This window comes from Candidatus Neomarinimicrobiota bacterium (genome assembly GCA_022567655.1).
Classification (GTDB): Bacteria; Fidelibacterota; SORT01; order SORT01; family SORT01; genus JADFGO01.
In genome coordinates this window covers 1-16,322 of record JADFGO010000049.1, presented here as the reverse complement: position 1 = coordinate 16,322, position 16,322 = coordinate 1, and the positions used below count along the sequence as shown (strand labels likewise).

The following is a 16,322-nucleotide window of genomic DNA, read 5'->3' as shown; positions in this document are numbered from 1 at the left end:
CGACGATTTACGGTCGCAGCTGCCGATGATAGATAAAATATTGGAGGCGTTTAACGTACCAAGGATAGATTTAGCCGAATACGAAGCGGACGACATTATCGGAACACTCGCCAAAGAGGGTGAGAGGGATGGCTGCGATGTTCTCATGGTCACGGCTGATAAGGATTTCGCGCAGCTCGTCACCGATAAGGTGAGGATGTATAACACCCGGGCAAAGCCGGATGAATCTAATATAATTGATGTTGAAGGCGTTATTAAAAAGTGGGGAGTAAAGCCCGGGAGAATCAGGGATTACCTCGCATTGGTCGGAGATACGTCCGATAACATTCCGGGAGTTACCGGTGTGGGACCCAAGGGTGCACTAAAGCTGCTGAATGAATTTGATTCTCTAAAAGGCGTATTTGAAAACATAGACAAAATCAACGGTGAAAAATTAAAGGAAAACCTGGTCAGGGATGAAGAAATGGCGGAGCTTTCATTTGACCTTGTCACTATCCGTACCGATGCTCCCGTAAAAACAAAATTAGAGGATCTCAAAAGGAAGGAACTCGACAGCGACCGGCTCGTCGAAGTCTTGAAGGAGCTTGAATTCTGGAATATGCTTGAGGAGATACAAGCTGACAGCGGCGTTCCGATTGAAAAAGTTGAAAAGAACTATGAAAGAGTAACCGACTTGAAATCGTTGAGAGCGATGATCAAAAAGATTAAAAAATCCGGGTTACTCTCTCTCGATCTTGAAACCACATCCGTGAACCCTATGCAGGCGGAAATTGTCGGGTTTTCTTTCAGTATAAATCAGGATGAAGGTTGGTATGTTCCGATAGAATTTCAAGGGAAGACAAAGAGCCTGTTCGGCAGTGATGGAAACGACCTCGAGAATGTTTTTGCGGAACTTAAACCGGTTTTAGAAGATTCCAACCTGCCGAAATGCGGTCAAAACATCAAGTACGACATGCTGATACTTTCCCTGAACGGGATAGAAGTCTCCGGTGTCGTGTCCGATAGTATTATTGCGGCGTTTTTACTTAAACCTGAAGCGCGATCGTATAAAATTGATTATCTATCGATGGAATATCTCGGATACAAAATGCAGCCGATCACGGAGCTTATAGGCAGCGGTAAGGATCAGATATTAATGTCCGATGTGGCTCTTGAGGAGATCACGTTTTACGCTGTTGAAGACGCCGATGTCGCTCTTCAGCTTGTGAATCTCCTCGTACCGATGGTTGAAAAAGAGGGGATGACGAAGATATATCAGGAGATAGAGATTCCCTTGATCCACGTACTTTTGAGGATGGAAAAGGCAGGCGTTTATCTAAAGGTCGACCATCTCAAGAGGATGTCAAGTGATTTGGATGTGGATATTAAGGAGATTGAGCAGAGAATACACAAGTTGGCCGGGGAAGAATTTACGATCAACTCTCCGAAACAACTTGCAAATATCCTGTACGAAAAACTCGGTTTGCCGCCGACAAGGAAAACCAAAACAGGCTTTTCGACGGATCAGCGGGCAATGGAATCCCTTAAAAAAGAACATGAGATTGTTGAAAAAGTTCTTGAGTATAGAATGTATACCAAGTTAAAATCAACCTATCTCGAAACGCTTCCGAAATTGGTCGACCCGAAAACCGGAAGGGTTCACAGTACTTTCAGCCAGACCGTCGCAGCGACAGGCAGATTGTCGAGCAGCGATCCTAACTTTCAGAATATCCCGATCAAAACTGAGATCGGAAGGAAGATAAGGCACGCATTCGTACCGGAAAAAAGAGGCTGGAAGATTCTTTCGGCGGATTATTCACAAATCGAGCTCAGAATAATGGCGCATTTGTCTAATGATCCTACTCTTATACAGGCATTCCGGGACGATGAGGACATTCACAGCCGGACAGCCGCCGGGCTATACGGTATTGACCTGAAAGATGTGACCTCCGAGATGAGAAACGCGGCTAAAACAGTGAATTTTGCGATCATGTACGGAGCCAGAGCTTTCAGGATTTCCGGTGAATTGGGAATTTCCATGGAGGACGCGAGTGCGACGATTGATGAGTACTTCAGCAGGTTTCCGGGAATCAATAATTTTATAGCCTCGTCAATCGCAATGGCGCGTGAGGAAAAGTTCGTAACAACCATATTAGGGAGGAAACGCTATCTATATGAGATAGACTCAAGTAACTTCAATCTAAGGCAGAGCGCCGAGCGAATTGCGGTGAATACCCAACTTCAGGGATCGGCAGCGGATATGATAAAGATCGCTATGATCAACGTTGATGAACGGATCAGAAAAGAAAAATTATCTTCGATGATGATTTTACAGGTTCATGACGAACTTGTTTTCGAAGTTCCGGAAGAGGAAGTAGAGCAGCTCACTTCCCTTGTGATCGAAGAAATGAGAGGTGCGATGGAATTAGACGTTCCCGTTAAAGTAGAAGTTAGCGTCGGAAAAGATTGGTACGAAGCTCACTGATGGCAGGCGCAGGCATAAAATCGGATTTTCTCGTAATAGGCAGCGGAATTGCTGGCTTATCCTTTGCCCTCAAGGCAGCGGAGTATGGTGAAGTATGCATTATAACGAAAAAGGAAAACAAGGAGTCGGCTACAAATTATGCTCAGGGAGGAATCGCGTCTGTCCTCAGTTCGCAGGACTCACTCGAGCTACACGTTGAGGATACGATAAGAGCCGGCGACGGGTTGTGTCACGATGACGCCGTAAGAATAATGGTGAACGAAGGTCCTGACTGCATTAAGGACTTGATTGAATGGGGAGTGAAATTCTCCCGTAAAAACGCTGAATCTGATGAATACGATCTCGGAAAAGAAGGCGGACACAGCATAGAGAGAGTGCTCCATGCGGGTGATATCACAGGAAGAGAGATCGAACGTGCGCTGGTAGAAGCAGTTTCCGCGCACAAAAATGTAACGGTTTATGAGCACCATCTGGCTCTCGACCTTATAACGGAACATCATATAAATCCGGACGTGCAGATCACAAAGGATAACATTAACTGTTTCGGCGCTTACGTCCTCGATACCCATAATTCCAGGATAAAGCGCTTTCTGTCAAAGAACACAATTCTTTGCACGGGCGGCACAGGAATGGTCTATCAACATACTACAAACCCGGCGATCGCAACAGGCGACGGAATCGCGATGGCGTACAGAGCGGGGGCAAATCTGGCTAACCTCGAATTTATGCAATTTCACCCTACAGCGCTGTATAACCCGGGAGGCAAACCCTTTTTGCTTTCGGAGGCTATAAGGGGTTTTGGGGCTTATCTGAAAACGACTTCCGGGGAAAGGTTCATGGATAAATACGATGAAAGGGGCGAACTTGCGTCCCGGGATATAGTCGCGAGGGCAATTGACAACGAATTGAAGATCAGCGGAGAAAAGTTCGTCTATCTCGACCTTACTCATTTAGATGCCGATTCGGTTAAAGAGAGGTTTCCCAATATCTACGAAAGATGCCTGCAGCAGAAATTTGATCTGACCGTAGAGCCTGTGCCCGTAGTTCCCGCCGCTCATTATATGTGCGGCGGAGTAGTGACCGACGAAAATGGAGCGACCTCTATCGGTCATCTCTGGGCAGTGGGGGAAGTTGCATGCACGGGAGTCCACGGAGCTAACAGGCTTGCGAGTAACAGCCTGTTGGAGGGTGTGGTGTTTTCCAAAAGGTCTTTGGACGCGATTATCGAATCGAACGATTATATGCTGAATGTACACCCCCAGGCACCGGAGTGGGACGATTCAGGGACTTACAATCAGGAGGAATGGGTTTTAATATCGCATGACGTAATGGAGATTCAGGAAATCATGTGGGACTACGTGGGGATAATCAGGACGAACCTGAGGCTCAAAAGAGCGTTCGAGAGGATAAAATTCATAAATAAAGAGATCGAAAAGTACTATAAAAAAACGAGAGTATCCGAGGGATTGATAGAACTGAGAAATCTCGCAGCGGTCGCCTACCTTATAATCAGGTGTGCAAGAACCAGAAAAGAAAGCAGGGGACTGCATTATAACAGCGACTATCCTGAAAAATCCAAATCCTGGGAAAAGAAGGATACAAAAATCATTAAAAATTTTTAAAGTGAAAATATCGGCATCGGGAAGTAACTTTGAACCTGTTGCAAAACAGAAGATGGCAATACTTATAACGATCTAAAGAGGTCAGATAAAATATGGTTGAAAATACATTGGTACTTGTAAAGCCGGACGGTGTTTCAAGAGCGCTGACGGGCGAGATTATCTCGCGTTTTGAAAAAATGGGGCTTAAGACGGTCGCACTGAAAATGCTCCATGCAACAAAGGAGATGGCCGGAAAACATTACACTGAAGAAGATATCGGCGCACGGCTCGGCGAAAAAATAAGGAATTTACTCATAGACTTTGTAACCGAGGGACCCATAGTTGCGGTTGTGATACAAGGCGATGAAGCAGTAGAGGTAGTAAGGAAGATGTGCGGCGCCACAGAACCGAAATCTGCCTTGCCGGGAACGATACGAGGCGACTATTCGCATCATAGTTATGATTTAAACAACGAGGCGGGCAGTGCGGTCCGAAATGTCATTCACGCCTCATCTGATAAGGCGGCTGCCGAATATGAAATCGGCGTCTGGTTCAACAAGGATGAAATTGTATCCTACGACCGCGCGGATCAGCGGCATCACTGGCAATGAGCCCTGACAGGCCAAAAAAACTGACAGCGTACCTGTCGGGCGCAATGGAATATGCTCCGGACAACGGCGAAGGCTGGAGGAGAGAATTGGCTTCTCTGCTAAACGAAAAGCTCGGGCATGCAGTTTTCAACCCAAACGAAGAAATAAAAAAACTCATGAGCCCGGAGGAACGGGAGTCTTTCAAGGAGCTGAAAGAAAATGATATTGATAAGTTCAGGGAAAATATTCGAAGAATAATAGACCATGATCTCAATTTTATTTCGGAAAAAGCCGATTACCTTATCTGCTATTGGGACGAATATGCCTCGATGGGCGGAGGAACTCAGGGTGAAGTTACGGTAGCTTACAACAATGGTTTGCCTGTGTATTTATTGACAGATATGCCTCTAAACCGCATAAGTTCATGGATTTTGGGCTGTTCTGAAAAAATTTTTATTGACCGGAATTCACTCCTTAAAGAGCTTGAAAGAAAATATAATTAGAAAGATTATTGACAGTTCTAAGTTCTGATATATCAACTACATAGGTCTAATTTATTCAAGGCATTTGCAGAAGCGTGATGCTCGCAAACTCACTTGCTCCAAGTGTTATAGAGAATGCATAAATATATTTAATATGTATTTTTTCCTTGACATTCGGAAATTCAAGCTTATATTGCTTCCAAAAGTAAGTAACCACAATGGTTACAGCGTTTTCAGATACCCAACAACAAAAAGGAGGTTCCCACATGAACAAACAAGAACTTATTGCAGCTATCGCAAACGACAGTGGATTAACGAAAGTAGAGGCGGAAAAGGCCTTAAATTCGATGACGTCCAACATCACAAAAGCGCTAACGAGAAAAGACAAAGTAACTCTTGTTGGCTTTGGCACTTTCTCGACGTCGGACAGAGCTGCACGGACGGGTCGCAACCCCCGTACAGGCGAGACTATCAGGATCGCCGCTACAACTGTACCGAAGTTCAAAGCAGGCAAGGAATTGAAGAGTGCGATAAAGATGTAACTGAATTCCTGAATGTGAATTTAAAGACAGCGGATGATTATCGTCCGCTGTCTTTTTTTATATGATATGAGATGAAATTCTTGGGCTTAGACGGCGGGGGAAGTAAAACGACGGCTGTATTGTGTGACCTGCCGGAGCAAACTGTCAAATCTGCCGTTAGAGGTTCCGGCAGCGCTTCGATAATAGGTGTCGACGGAATTAAAGAATTGGTTCTGGACATTTTAAAAGAACTCTCCCCCGGAGATTCTATAAGCGAAATTCAGGGTGCCACGCTTTCATTCGCCGGGGTCGGAAGAGAGGGAGATAAGAAGAAAGTCTTTGAGTCGATCTCTGAAATCGGACTTAACCGGATAAACATAATTTCAGATGCTGAAATGCTGCATTATGCGGCTTTCGGCAAAAACGACGGAATACTCATCGAATCGGGAACCGGCGCAGTATGTCTCTACGGGAAGAAGAATAACTTAAAACAGTTAGGGGGATGGGGTTATCTTCTCGGGGATGAAGGAGGAGGGCATGATATGGGAAGAGAAGCCGTAAAAAGCGCGCTAAACGATGAGAATCAGGCACGGAATCGATCGACACTCACCGATGCGCTTTTGAAATTTTATGAACTGTCTAAACCGGAGGATTTCATAAGCGTCGTGTACAATTCCGACAATCCTCAAAACCTTCTCGCTTCTTCCGCCGAGTTGATCTGTTCTTACGCCGAAGATGGAAATGAAGAGGCGTTAAGAATCGTGGAAAAAGCTTCAGGTGCACTGGTCAATCTTGCGCTTTCCGCAATCGAAATGCATAAATCGGAACCACCGTTTAGATTAGCATGCGCCGGGGCGCTGCTTGAAAACAAAACCCCGGTTCTAAAAGGATTCAAATCAAAGTTACAGGACTCGGAAGTAGAAATCGACTGGATCGGGATTCCGATGTCACCGGCGGCAGCCGGAGCGGCATTTGCGATAGAAAGCGCAGGGGAAGAACTACCGGATTCGTTATTTGATAAATTATGTGAGATGAACGATTGAGTCTGGGCGGTCATCTAACCTGGGCGGAGATTGATATCGGAGCGCTTCGCCACAATTACTGGCTGATCAAAAATAAGGCATCGGGTGCAGGGATTATGGCTGTAGTAAAAGCTGATGCCTATGGGCATGGTATGGTCGAAGCGAGTAAGACTTTTATAGAAGAGGGTGTATCGTATTTGGCGGTAGCGTTCGTGAAGGAGGGTATTGAACTCCGTGAGGCGGAAATAAAAACGCCGACTCTCGTTTTTGCCAGGCCGACCCGGGATTTTATCGGCACACAGATTCAAAATTCACTGGACGTAACGATCGCTGACCCGGAAGACGTTGAATTGGTCGCCGGCGCGGCAAAAAGATTATCGATCCCGGCAAGGGTTCATTTAAACGTCGATACCGGGATGAGCAGACTTGGAGTCGAGTATGGAGACGTTGTCGCTGTTGCTCAAAACATAAATTCGAAAGAGGATCTTGTTTTTGCAGGAATATATTCTCATCTTGCCACTTCAGATGAATTCGATCCAAGTCATAGCAAGATACAGATTCAGAAGTATAAAGACGTTATCGAGCAGATTAGAAATGAGGGGATATCTCCCGGACTCTGTCATCTTGCAAACTCGGGGGGGTTACTCAATTTACCCGATTCAATATTCAACATGGTGAGAATAGGAATTGCTTTGTACGGGCATAACCCCAATCCGCTGAGGCAGAAGGAAGATGATCTGCTGCAGGTAATGACATTGAAATCCACTGTCTCTCAAATTCGAACAGTTACTGAAGGGACAGCGGTGAGCTACGGCAGAACCTGGATCGCCGGGGAACAAACCAAATTAGCAACTATACCGATCGGGTATGCCGATGGAATTGACAGATCGTTGCCTGGAAAATTGGAAGTTCTGATAAATGGAAAGCGGTTTAATGTAGTAGGAAGGGTCACGATGGACATGATGATGGCAGATATCGGAAATTCGGACGTGAAGGTCGGTGACGAAGTAGTCGTTTACGGCACTCAGGGAACCGAATCGATATCAATTTCCGAGGTCGCGCAAAAGTTTAACAGTATATCTTACGAAATTACCTGTTCCGTATCCAAGAGAGTCCCGCGGGTATACGTCAATAGCTGAGATTGGAAATTTAATGATAAAGATTATCTATCTCCTCGCCACTTTATTTATGTTTGGCTGCGCCTCGATGAGCGCCAGGAGTGGTGAGAGCTGGGTGCGTTACCACCTCGAGAATATGACCCTTAAGGAAAAAATCGGCCAAATTATGGTGCCGGCGTATGCGCCCCGATTTTACAACGAGGAGAACCACCAATTTAAAAGGCTGTTAAAACTCGTAAGAGAATACAAAGTAGGCGGAGTAATGTTATGGAGAGGTAACGCGTATTCCGTAGCGCGATCGATCGACAGGCTTCAAGCGGCGGCGGCTCTTCCGCTTTTAGTCTTGGCGGACATGGAATGGGGATTACCGCAGCGGGTGGATGAAAGTACGCGGTTTTTACAAAATATGGCGACAGGCGCCACAGGAAATGAAGAATATGCGTACGAGATCGGTCGAATAACTGCTGATGAAGCAAGGGCGATAGGAATTCACATCGGGCTCGCTCCGGTGATGGACGTCAATAATAATCCGGATAACATCATAATCAACACGCGTTCCTTTGGGGAAGATCCGGCGTTGGTTTCAAGAATGGGAACGGCGTTTATTCGAGGGTTACAGGCAGGGGGTATCTATGCCACTGCAAAGCATTTTCCGGGACACGGCGATACGGACATCGACACGCATATGTTCCTTCCGTCGATAACAGCTTCAATGGACAGAATCCGCAGTTTAGAACTTCCTCCATTCAAGGCTGCGGTAGATGCGGGAGTAAAATGCGTAATGATTGCGCACATAACGTTTAGCCAGGTTAAGCAGATGGGTGGCAGACCTGCTACTTTCGATCCTTATTTTATTAAGAATATATTGAGGAAAGAGATGGGATTTGATGGTCTTGTTATCACAGATGCGATGAATATGGGCAGCATAACCGATAATTACTGGTCCGGCGAAGCTGCCGTGATGGCGATCAATTCGGGAGCGGACATAGTGCTTCTCTCGCCTAATTTTGAGACTACTTTCGAGTTCGTCCTTGATGCGGCGATAGAAGGCAGAATTGAAATGGGAAGGATAGACGAGGCTGTCGGGCGAATACTGAGAGCTAAAGCGGATCACGGACTTGAAAGAAAACCTGTTTTCAACTTCGCCAATCTTGAAAGGGTAATGTCAAAGACAAAGTCAGCGATAAAGGCGGAGGAGATATCGAACTCTGCAATGACATTAGTGCGTGATGATAAAAACGTATTTCCGTTCGAAGCGGAGAAGATAGGAAGTATACTGGCTCTGACGGTAACGGACGAAGACGGTACTTCCCGGCGGGGGAGTACGATGAACAGAGAAATCGGCGTCAGAGTACCGAACGTCAAATCGGTTTTTATTGATCCGCGTTCGACTCAGGAAGAGCTGAAAGAAATAATGACGGCAGCAGATTCTGTTGATGCCGTCATCGTCGGCATTTTTATGAAATGGCGGGACAGGAAAGGGACGATTTCGCTGCCTGACACTACGGTCAGCCTGCTCAGGGAATTTTTTAAATCGGATAAACCTATGGCGGTGATAGCATTCGGTTCTCCCTACACGCTCCGCCAGATACCGGAAGTTCCGTCATACCTGTCTGCCTACGAGACCGTATCGATGGCTCAACGCTCTGCTATACGGGCTGTTTTCGGAGAGATACCGTTAAGAGCCAAGCTGCCTGTCTCAATCCCCGGACAGTATAAAGCAGGGGATGGTCTGGAGAGGGAAAGACGGAAGATGGAGCTCGTCAGGAACATCGATGATGATATACTGAAAGAAGCGTATAGTATCATCGAGCAGGCGATAAGCGACTCAATATTTCCGGGCGCTCAGTTGGCTGTGGTTCGAAAGGGAGAACTGATAGCAAGCAAGTCGTTCGGGCGGCAGACCTACAAAGCATCCTCGCCCGAAATCACGACCGCGACCCTGTATGACATTGCGTCAGTTACGAAGATCGTCGCAACGACCTTGACTTCAATGAGCCTCTGGGAAAAGAAAAAGATACTTCTCAATTTACCCGTAAAAAGTTACCTGCCCGAATTCAGCGGAGATAAAAAAGATAAAGTAACATTGAGGCATCTCTTTACCCACTCATCCGGTGTTCTGTGGTGGACTGATCTATGGAATAAATCCGGAAACAAAGAAACCGCTTATAAATATATTTATGATCTCCCTCTTGATTTTTCTCCCGGCGATTCGATGATATATTCCGATCTCGGTCTCATATTGATCATGGATATACTCGAAACCGTAACCGGTCAAAACCTTGACAGGCTGGCGAACAATACGATCTTTAAACCGATGGGGTTGAAAAACACTATGTTCAATCCTCCGGCGGAGTTGCTCGGCAGGATAGCCCCGACAGAAATCGACACGGTTCTGAACCGGGGGTTGGTGCATGGAAAAGTTCATGACGAGAACGCAGCTTTTTTGGGAGGAGTTTCTTCGCATGCCGGGCTCTTTTCGACGGCGGAAGACCTTGCTTCGATAGCACAGATGCTCTTAAACGGGGGGATTTACCGTCACAGAAGGTTTTTCTCACCCGGAACGGTGAAATACTGGACGAAACGGCAGCATATGCCGAACTCGAGCAGCAGGGCGATCGGATGGGATACACCTTCGGACCAAGGGTCCTCGGCAGGCGATTATTTTTCTGAACGGAGTTTCGGACACCTCGGATTCACGGGCACTTCGTTCTGGGTTGATCCGAACAGGGATATAGCCGTCATACTGCTCAGTAACCGCGTGCATCCAAGCCGAAAAAGGGGCGGAATGTATAAGGTGAGAAGGGATTTTCATCAGGCGGTAATGAGAGCGTTATTGCAGGATATGGGAGAGGAAGTGCCGGAGTTGGAAGAGATCAGCGGTAACTAAAGAGTGTTTACCACCACAGATTTCCTCATTCTGATCGTCTATATGGTTGTTTCTGTCGCGTTCGGCTCGTGGATCGGCAGAAAACAGCGAAACACGACGGACTATTTCCTTGGCGGGCGGGATATACCCTGGTTAGCTGTAACGTTCAGCATCGTCGCCACGGAAACAAGCGTTCTGACCTTCATCAGTATTCCGGCGGTGGCTTACCTCGGAAATCTGACGTTTCTCCAGATAGTCTTCGGTTATATGCTCGGGAGGGTATTGGTGGCTCTTATACTCATCCCTGCATACTATAAGGGAAATATCGATACAGCATATCATTATCTGGGAAACCGGTTCGGTCAGCGAATTCGGACTGTCGCCACTGTTACTTTCATGGGTACGCGCTTGCTTGCGGACGGCGTCCGGCTATTTGCTACTGCAATACCGCTGACACTGATTATGAGGGGAAGCGGAATTCTGTCAGGTATGACGGACAATCAGTTCTATGCGCTCGCTATTGCACTGATAGGTCTGCTCACCATGATTTACACTTATGTGGGCGGAATACGTTCGGTTATCTGGATGGACGTGATCCAGATGAGTATTTATATCGGAGGCGCTCTCCTTGCGGCGCTATTGATTTTGAACAGGCTGCCGGAAGGGTGGGGCAGTGTAACTGCCTGGGCCGAACAGGGAGACAAGCTTAAATGGCTTTACACCGGTTTTGACCTTTCGTTCGGTGAGTTCATAACTAAACCATACACTATTTTCACCGGGTTGATCGCCGGGTCGATCTTTTCGCTGGCTTCCCACGGAACAGACCAACTTATTGTTCAAAGGGTCCTGACGTGCAGGGATAAACGATCGAGCCAACTGGCTCTGATAACGAGCGGCTTTGTCGTATTCTTTCAATTTTTGTTATTTCTCACTCTCGGGGCGATGCTTTTTGCGTTTTATAACGGACTGACGCCGACGGAGCTCGGCCTGACTCGCGCAGACGGAATATTCCCTAAATTCATAATGGAGGAGATGCCGGTGGGAGTCAGCGGTCTGATAGTTGCCGCCCTATTTGCCGCTGCGATGAGCACGTTATCGAGCAGCCTGTCGAGTCTTTCAAGCGCTACCGTTCTGGACATATACGTACCTTTTTTCGGAGCTGAAAAATCGGAGAGTGAGCTTTTGAAAATATCACGGATGGTAACGCTTGGATGGGGAATTCTGCTTGTGGCAACAGCTATCGGATTCATCGGGCTTAAGGGCACCGTAGTTGAAGTCGCTCTCGGAATTGCATCATACACTTATGGAGGGCTTTTAGGCGTATTCCTACTTGGATTGATACATAAAGGAGCTTCTGAAAAGGATGCCATAATCGGATTTATAACCGCCCTTATTGTTATGACTATAGTGATAACCACTCTGAAGATCGCCTGGCCTCTGTACACCATGGTCGGAGCTGCTGCCGTAATTTTGACCGGAGCAGCTTCGAGCAAGCTGTCGGCGCGGTTAAAGATCAGCGCGCGGGGATAGATAATGCAGCTGTCGACACTCGATTGGGCTTTGATACTGATATATTTCGTCTTTGCTCTCGGTGTTGGTGTTTATTTCTCCAAGAGAGCGTCAGGAAGCATAGTTGAATATTTTACGTCCGGGAGAAGCCTTCCGTGGTGGTTAGCGGGAACGAGCATGGTCGCCACGACTTTCGCCGCGGACACACCTCTTGCGGTTACGGAACTGGTCGCCAATCATGGCATAGCTGGGAATTGGCTCTGGTGGAATATGCTGATGAGCGGTCTCCTGACCGTGTTCTTTTTCGCGCGGCTCTGGAGGAGGGCTGAAGTACTTACCGACGTCGAGTTCACGGAACTTCGGTATTCCGGCAGACCCGCCGCAATTCTAAGAGGGTTTCGCGCATTGTACCTCGCAATCCCAATTAACCTGATAATAATGGGTTGGGTGACTCTTGCCATGGTAAAGATAATCGAGCTGACGATCGGAGTGGACAAATGGGTTGCGGTCGGGATAACACTTGCTGTTACCTTGATTTACAGCACTCTGAGCGGATTGTGGGGCGTGGTCATGACCGATCTGCTTCAATTTATTATCGCGATGGCAGGATCTATAGCCCTGGCGATATTTGCAACCAACTCGGTGGGCGGGATAGACGGGCTTAAAGAAGGTTTGATAAATATATACGGAGCCGATCACACTATCCTTGATTTTACACCTGAAATCGGCTCTGCCTGGATGCCCCTTACGGCGTTCTTCGTGTATCTTGCGGTCAACTGGTGGGCGGCGTGGTATCCTGGTGCGGAACCGGGCGGGGGAGGATACATAGCGCAACGTATGTTTTCGGCAAAAGATGAAAGGCATTCCTTCCTTGCCACGCTATGGTTCAACATAGCGCACTACGCAATTCGACCCTGGCCCTGGATAATGGTCGCTCTCGTCAGTCTTGTACTCTACCCGGAATTAGAAGATAAACAGACAGGGTATATACTCGTGATGCTCAACAACTTACCCTCAGGATTTAAAGGATTACTTTTAGCATCGTTCGCGGCAGCGTTCATGTCAACGATGAGCACTCATCTGAATTGGGGAAGTTCATATATTGTCAATGATTTCTACAAAAGATTCATAAATAAAGACGCATCCGATACTCATTACGTAAACGCAGGAAGAATATCGACTGTTTTTTTGGTTCTGCTTTCAGCTCTTGTAACCTCACAAATGGATACGATCACCGGAGCATGGAAATATCTTCTCGCAATAGGAGCAGGCACGGGTTCGGTATATATCTTGAGGTGGTTCTGGTGGAGAATAAATGCCTGGACGGAAATTTCCGCGATGGTAGCCTCACTGGTAACAAGCATCTCCCTCCAATCGATTTTCGGAATGGATTCAACCGATATAAATGTCTTTGCGCAAGTAATGCTCATAACCGTAAGCGTAACTTCAGCCGTCTGGCTCTCGGTGACCTTTTTGACAAAACCTGAAACAGATGAGACTTTATTAAGGTTTTACAGGAAAGTCAGACCGGGTGGTTCGCTGTGGAAACCGATCACAAAATTAGCCCCGGAGGTCGATACGGATAAAGGACTGGGATGGGACCTTGCTGATTGGGCTGTCGGGATAGTGTTGATATACTCGGCTCTATTCGGAGTGGGGAAGATAATACTCGGCTCGACGTCAATCGGTCTCGCACTTCTGCTCATAACAGCGCTGTGCTTTCTGTTCATCAGATGGGAATTGAACCGGAGAGGCTGGAAATCGTTTAAATAGCAGCCGATTCTGATCAGCTGTTTCTGACCCAACACACTCTTAAAAAATCGTCAGCATGACTCTGTCGGTGTTCAAGTAATCCGTTATTATGCCGATAAGAAGTGGTAGGACTGGAGCAGAATGGAAGAGAAGAAAGAGATTTCGGATAAGATTCAAGAAATTCTAAAGAAAATATATACTTCTATCCTCAGCTCCGAGGAGAATATCAACGACACGAAATCAACCTGGATTAGAGACAAAACCGATCCTGATCTATCCACGGAATATTGATTGCGAATTTTTCCTAAATGAACGTGCTGGGCATATCCTGCTATTATCACGACGCGGCGGCAACTCTCATTTCGGATGGAAAAATAATAGCCGCGGCAGAGGAAGAGCGCTTCACCCGGCGGAAGCATGACAACAGATTCCCGGAATCGGCAATCGGTTATTGTCTTGCGGAAGGAGGCATCAGCGTTGAAGAGATTGATTATCTGAGTTTTTATGAAAAGCCTCTTTTAAAGCTTGAAAGGATGTTCAGCTGTGCCGCAAGGTGGGCTGGAGAATCCGAGAGTAAGATGCGAGGGCAACTGTCACATATGCTGCACGAGAGGCTCTTCATAAAAGACGTTCTGAGGGAGAATCTCGGTTATGAAGGAGATACCCTTTTCACCGAACACCATCTGGCTCACGCAGCATCTTCGTACTACGTATCGGGTTTTGAAGAAGCGGCTATTATGACAATCGACGGCGTGGGGGAGTGGGCAACGACAGCACAGTACATCGGAACCGGCGACAATATCATAAAGCACAGCGAGATCAGATACCCGCATTCGCTCGGACTTCTGTACAGTACGTTCACTGCCTTTCTCGGGTTTAGAGTGAATAACGACGAATATAAAGTCATGGGGCTGGCTTCGTACGGAGAGCCGAAACTGAGGGATAAAATATTCGAGCTTATAGAACTGCTTCCGGACGGCAGCTTTAAACTCAACCTCGATTATTTCAGTTTCATGTACGATGACGACCGCATGTATTCCGATAAGTTTATAGACCTTTTCGGTCCGCCGAGAATGACAGACGATGAAATCAGACCGTATCACATGGACGTCGCATCGTCGTTGCAATCGGTTCTTGAAGAGGCGTTGATAAATATGGGCAATATCTTTTATGAGGAAAGCGGAGGTATAAGTAACGTATGTCTTGCCGGCGGGGTTGCTCTTAACAGCGTTGCAAACTGGCAATTTATCAGGAATACTCCTTTCGAGAAAATCTTCATACAGCCGGCTGCCGGAGATGGAGGCGGGTCTATGGGTGCAGCGCTTTATGCGTACTATTCGAAATCCGGAAGGAGTAACGGAACCGATCACCATTCAACACTCTTGGGTCCATCCTTCTCGAATGATGATATCAAAGGTATTTTAGACGAAAAAAGCGCAGCCTATACAGAACTCACAGACGACGAGATATGTAAAACTGCCGCCGAGTTTATTTATAAGAATCAGATAATCGGGTGGTTTCAGGGGAGAATGGAATTCGGTCCGAGGGCATTGGGCAACAGAAGTATCCTCGCCAATGCATGTAACCCCGATATGAAGGATATACTGAACGCGAGGGTAAAATTCAGGGAAGATTTCAGGCCCTTTGCTCCCGCCGTGCTCGAAGAGAAGTCGCACGAATATTTTGACATAGATTTTGAGAGTCCGTATATGCTTTTCGTTCCTCAGGTAAAACCAGGAATGGGGGAGAAGATTCCGTCGGTGACACACACAGACTATTCAGCCCGCATACAAACCGTGAACAGGGACGAAAACCCGCGATATTATAAACTGATAGAGGAGTTTGAAATGCTTTCGGGTGTTCCGATTGTTATAAACACTTCATTCAATATCCGCGGGGAGCCCATAGTTTGTAATCCGGAGGATGCGTATAACTGTTTTTTGAATACCGACATAGATTACCTGTTCATGGGAAATTTCTTAGTGGAGAAAGAGGCATGAAGATGAACGGTAAGAGCTACTTCAATGCGGATGAAGTAAGTAAACTCCTCAAAAAGCAAAGAGATAAAAAAGGGTCACCCGAATGGTTGATAGAAGTATTGGAATCGCTTCCCGAATTAAGTAATCTGATTCCACCCGAAGAGGACGAGAAACGTTTTGTGGTGGAGTATATCTACCCGCATTAAAATTTCTCGGGGGACAGGATAGTCATATTGGCGGAGAATACCGAAACGTACACAGGCTTATAATTGTTCTTTCGAAATAATAGAATTTCCGCACCGGTTCGAAGTAAAGTGTCCGGAAGATTCAGGGTGCTCTGTATAGGTGATTCCTTAACATATGGGCATGGTGTGACAACAGGCGAAAGCCTTCCGTCTATTTTGGAATCGGAATT

At 46.7% G+C, this 16,322-nt stretch carries 13 protein-coding genes; all 13 read left to right on the top strand.

Going from position 1 to position 16,322, the window contains the following annotated elements:
- A partial coding sequence (gene polA / locus IID12_06385; protein ID MCH8288716.1) for a DNA polymerase I occupies positions 1-2,464 on the top strand: 2,464 nt, incomplete at its 5' end.
- Positions 2,464-4,086, top strand: a complete 1,623-nt coding sequence (nadB, locus tag IID12_06380; protein ID MCH8288715.1) for an L-aspartate oxidase — start codon at positions 2,464-2,466, stop codon at positions 4,084-4,086. The genes polA and nadB, both read left to right, overlap by 1 nt.
- A gap of 92 nt (positions 4,087-4,178) precedes the next feature.
- Positions 4,179-4,676: a nucleoside-diphosphate kinase gene (locus tag IID12_06375; protein ID MCH8288714.1), complete on the top strand. Its 498-nt coding sequence runs from the start codon at positions 4,179-4,181 to the stop codon at positions 4,674-4,676.
- Complete coding sequence (locus tag IID12_06370) at positions 4,673-5,158, top strand: hypothetical protein (GenBank protein ID MCH8288713.1); 486 nt, start codon at positions 4,673-4,675, stop codon at positions 5,156-5,158. The genes IID12_06375 and IID12_06370 overlap by 4 nt, the downstream gene beginning before the upstream one ends.
- 245 nt (positions 5,159-5,403) lie before the next feature.
- Complete coding sequence (locus IID12_06365) at positions 5,404-5,679, top strand: HU family DNA-binding protein (protein ID MCH8288712.1); 276 nt, start codon at positions 5,404-5,406, stop codon at positions 5,677-5,679.
- A gap of 71 nt (positions 5,680-5,750) precedes the next feature.
- Positions 5,751-6,701 (top strand): hypothetical protein, encoded by a 951-nt coding sequence (locus tag IID12_06360; protein MCH8288711.1) that lies wholly within the window; start codon positions 5,751-5,753, stop codon positions 6,699-6,701.
- The gene (gene alr / locus IID12_06355) at positions 6,698-7,819 is read left to right on the top strand and encodes an alanine racemase (GenBank protein MCH8288710.1); all 1,122 of its coding nucleotides are present in this window, start codon (positions 6,698-6,700) and stop codon (positions 7,817-7,819) included. Before IID12_06360 ends, alr begins: the two co-directional genes overlap by 4 nt.
- A gap of 13 nt (positions 7,820-7,832) precedes the next feature.
- Entirely contained in the window at positions 7,833-10,688 is a 2,856-nt protein-coding gene (locus tag IID12_06350; GenBank protein MCH8288709.1) for a serine hydrolase, read from the top strand.
- A 42-nt stretch (positions 10,689-10,730) separates the two neighbouring features.
- Positions 10,731-12,197, top strand: coding sequence for a sodium/solute symporter (locus IID12_06345; GenBank protein ID MCH8288708.1), 1,467 nt, complete (start codon positions 10,731-10,733; stop codon positions 12,195-12,197).
- A gap of 3 nt (positions 12,198-12,200) precedes the next feature.
- Positions 12,201-13,949: a Na+:solute symporter gene (locus tag IID12_06340; protein MCH8288707.1), complete on the top strand. Its 1,749-nt coding sequence runs from the start codon at positions 12,201-12,203 to the stop codon at positions 13,947-13,949.
- Positions 13,950-14,069: 120 nt separating this feature from the next.
- Positions 14,070-14,219 carry a hypothetical protein gene (locus IID12_06335; protein ID MCH8288706.1) on the top strand — a complete coding sequence of 50 codons (150 nt, stop codon included), beginning with the start codon at positions 14,070-14,072 and terminating at the stop codon, positions 14,217-14,219.
- A gap of 17 nt (positions 14,220-14,236) precedes the next feature.
- Positions 14,237-15,928, top strand: a complete 1,692-nt coding sequence (locus IID12_06330) for a carbamoyltransferase (GenBank protein MCH8288705.1) — start codon at positions 14,237-14,239, stop codon at positions 15,926-15,928.
- A complete protein-coding gene (locus IID12_06325; protein MCH8288704.1) occupies positions 15,925-16,113 on the top strand; it encodes a hypothetical protein in 189 nt (62 codons plus the stop codon). The genes IID12_06330 and IID12_06325 overlap by 4 nt, the downstream gene beginning before the upstream one ends.
- Positions 16,114-16,322 lie beyond the last annotated feature (209 nt).

What these genes read in the sequence shown, in the direction of transcription:
- IID12_06350 (MCH8288709.1), top strand. Translation starts at nt 7,833, where the DNA reads ATGATAAAGATTATCTATCTCCTCGCCACTTTATTTATGTTTGGCTGC.
- nadB (MCH8288715.1), top strand. Translation starts at nt 2,464, where the DNA reads ATGGCAGGCGCAGGCATAAAATCGGATTTTCTCGTAATAGGCAGCGGA.
- IID12_06325 (MCH8288704.1), top strand. Translation starts at nt 15,925, where the DNA reads ATGAAGATGAACGGTAAGAGCTACTTCAATGCGGATGAAGTAAGTAAA.
- IID12_06345 (MCH8288708.1), top strand. Translation starts at nt 10,731, where the DNA reads ATGGTTGTTTCTGTCGCGTTCGGCTCGTGGATCGGCAGAAAACAGCGA.
- IID12_06365 (MCH8288712.1), top strand. Translation starts at nt 5,404, where the DNA reads ATGAACAAACAAGAACTTATTGCAGCTATCGCAAACGACAGTGGATTA.
- IID12_06370 (MCH8288713.1), top strand. Translation starts at nt 4,673, where the DNA reads ATGAGCCCTGACAGGCCAAAAAAACTGACAGCGTACCTGTCGGGCGCA.
- IID12_06335 (MCH8288706.1), top strand. Translation starts at nt 14,070, where the DNA reads ATGGAAGAGAAGAAAGAGATTTCGGATAAGATTCAAGAAATTCTAAAG.
- IID12_06375 (MCH8288714.1), top strand. Translation starts at nt 4,179, where the DNA reads ATGGTTGAAAATACATTGGTACTTGTAAAGCCGGACGGTGTTTCAAGA.
- IID12_06340 (MCH8288707.1), top strand. Translation starts at nt 12,201, where the DNA reads ATGCAGCTGTCGACACTCGATTGGGCTTTGATACTGATATATTTCGTC.
- IID12_06330 (MCH8288705.1), top strand. Translation starts at nt 14,237, where the DNA reads ATGAACGTGCTGGGCATATCCTGCTATTATCACGACGCGGCGGCAACT.
- IID12_06360 (MCH8288711.1), top strand. Translation starts at nt 5,751, where the DNA reads ATGAAATTCTTGGGCTTAGACGGCGGGGGAAGTAAAACGACGGCTGTA.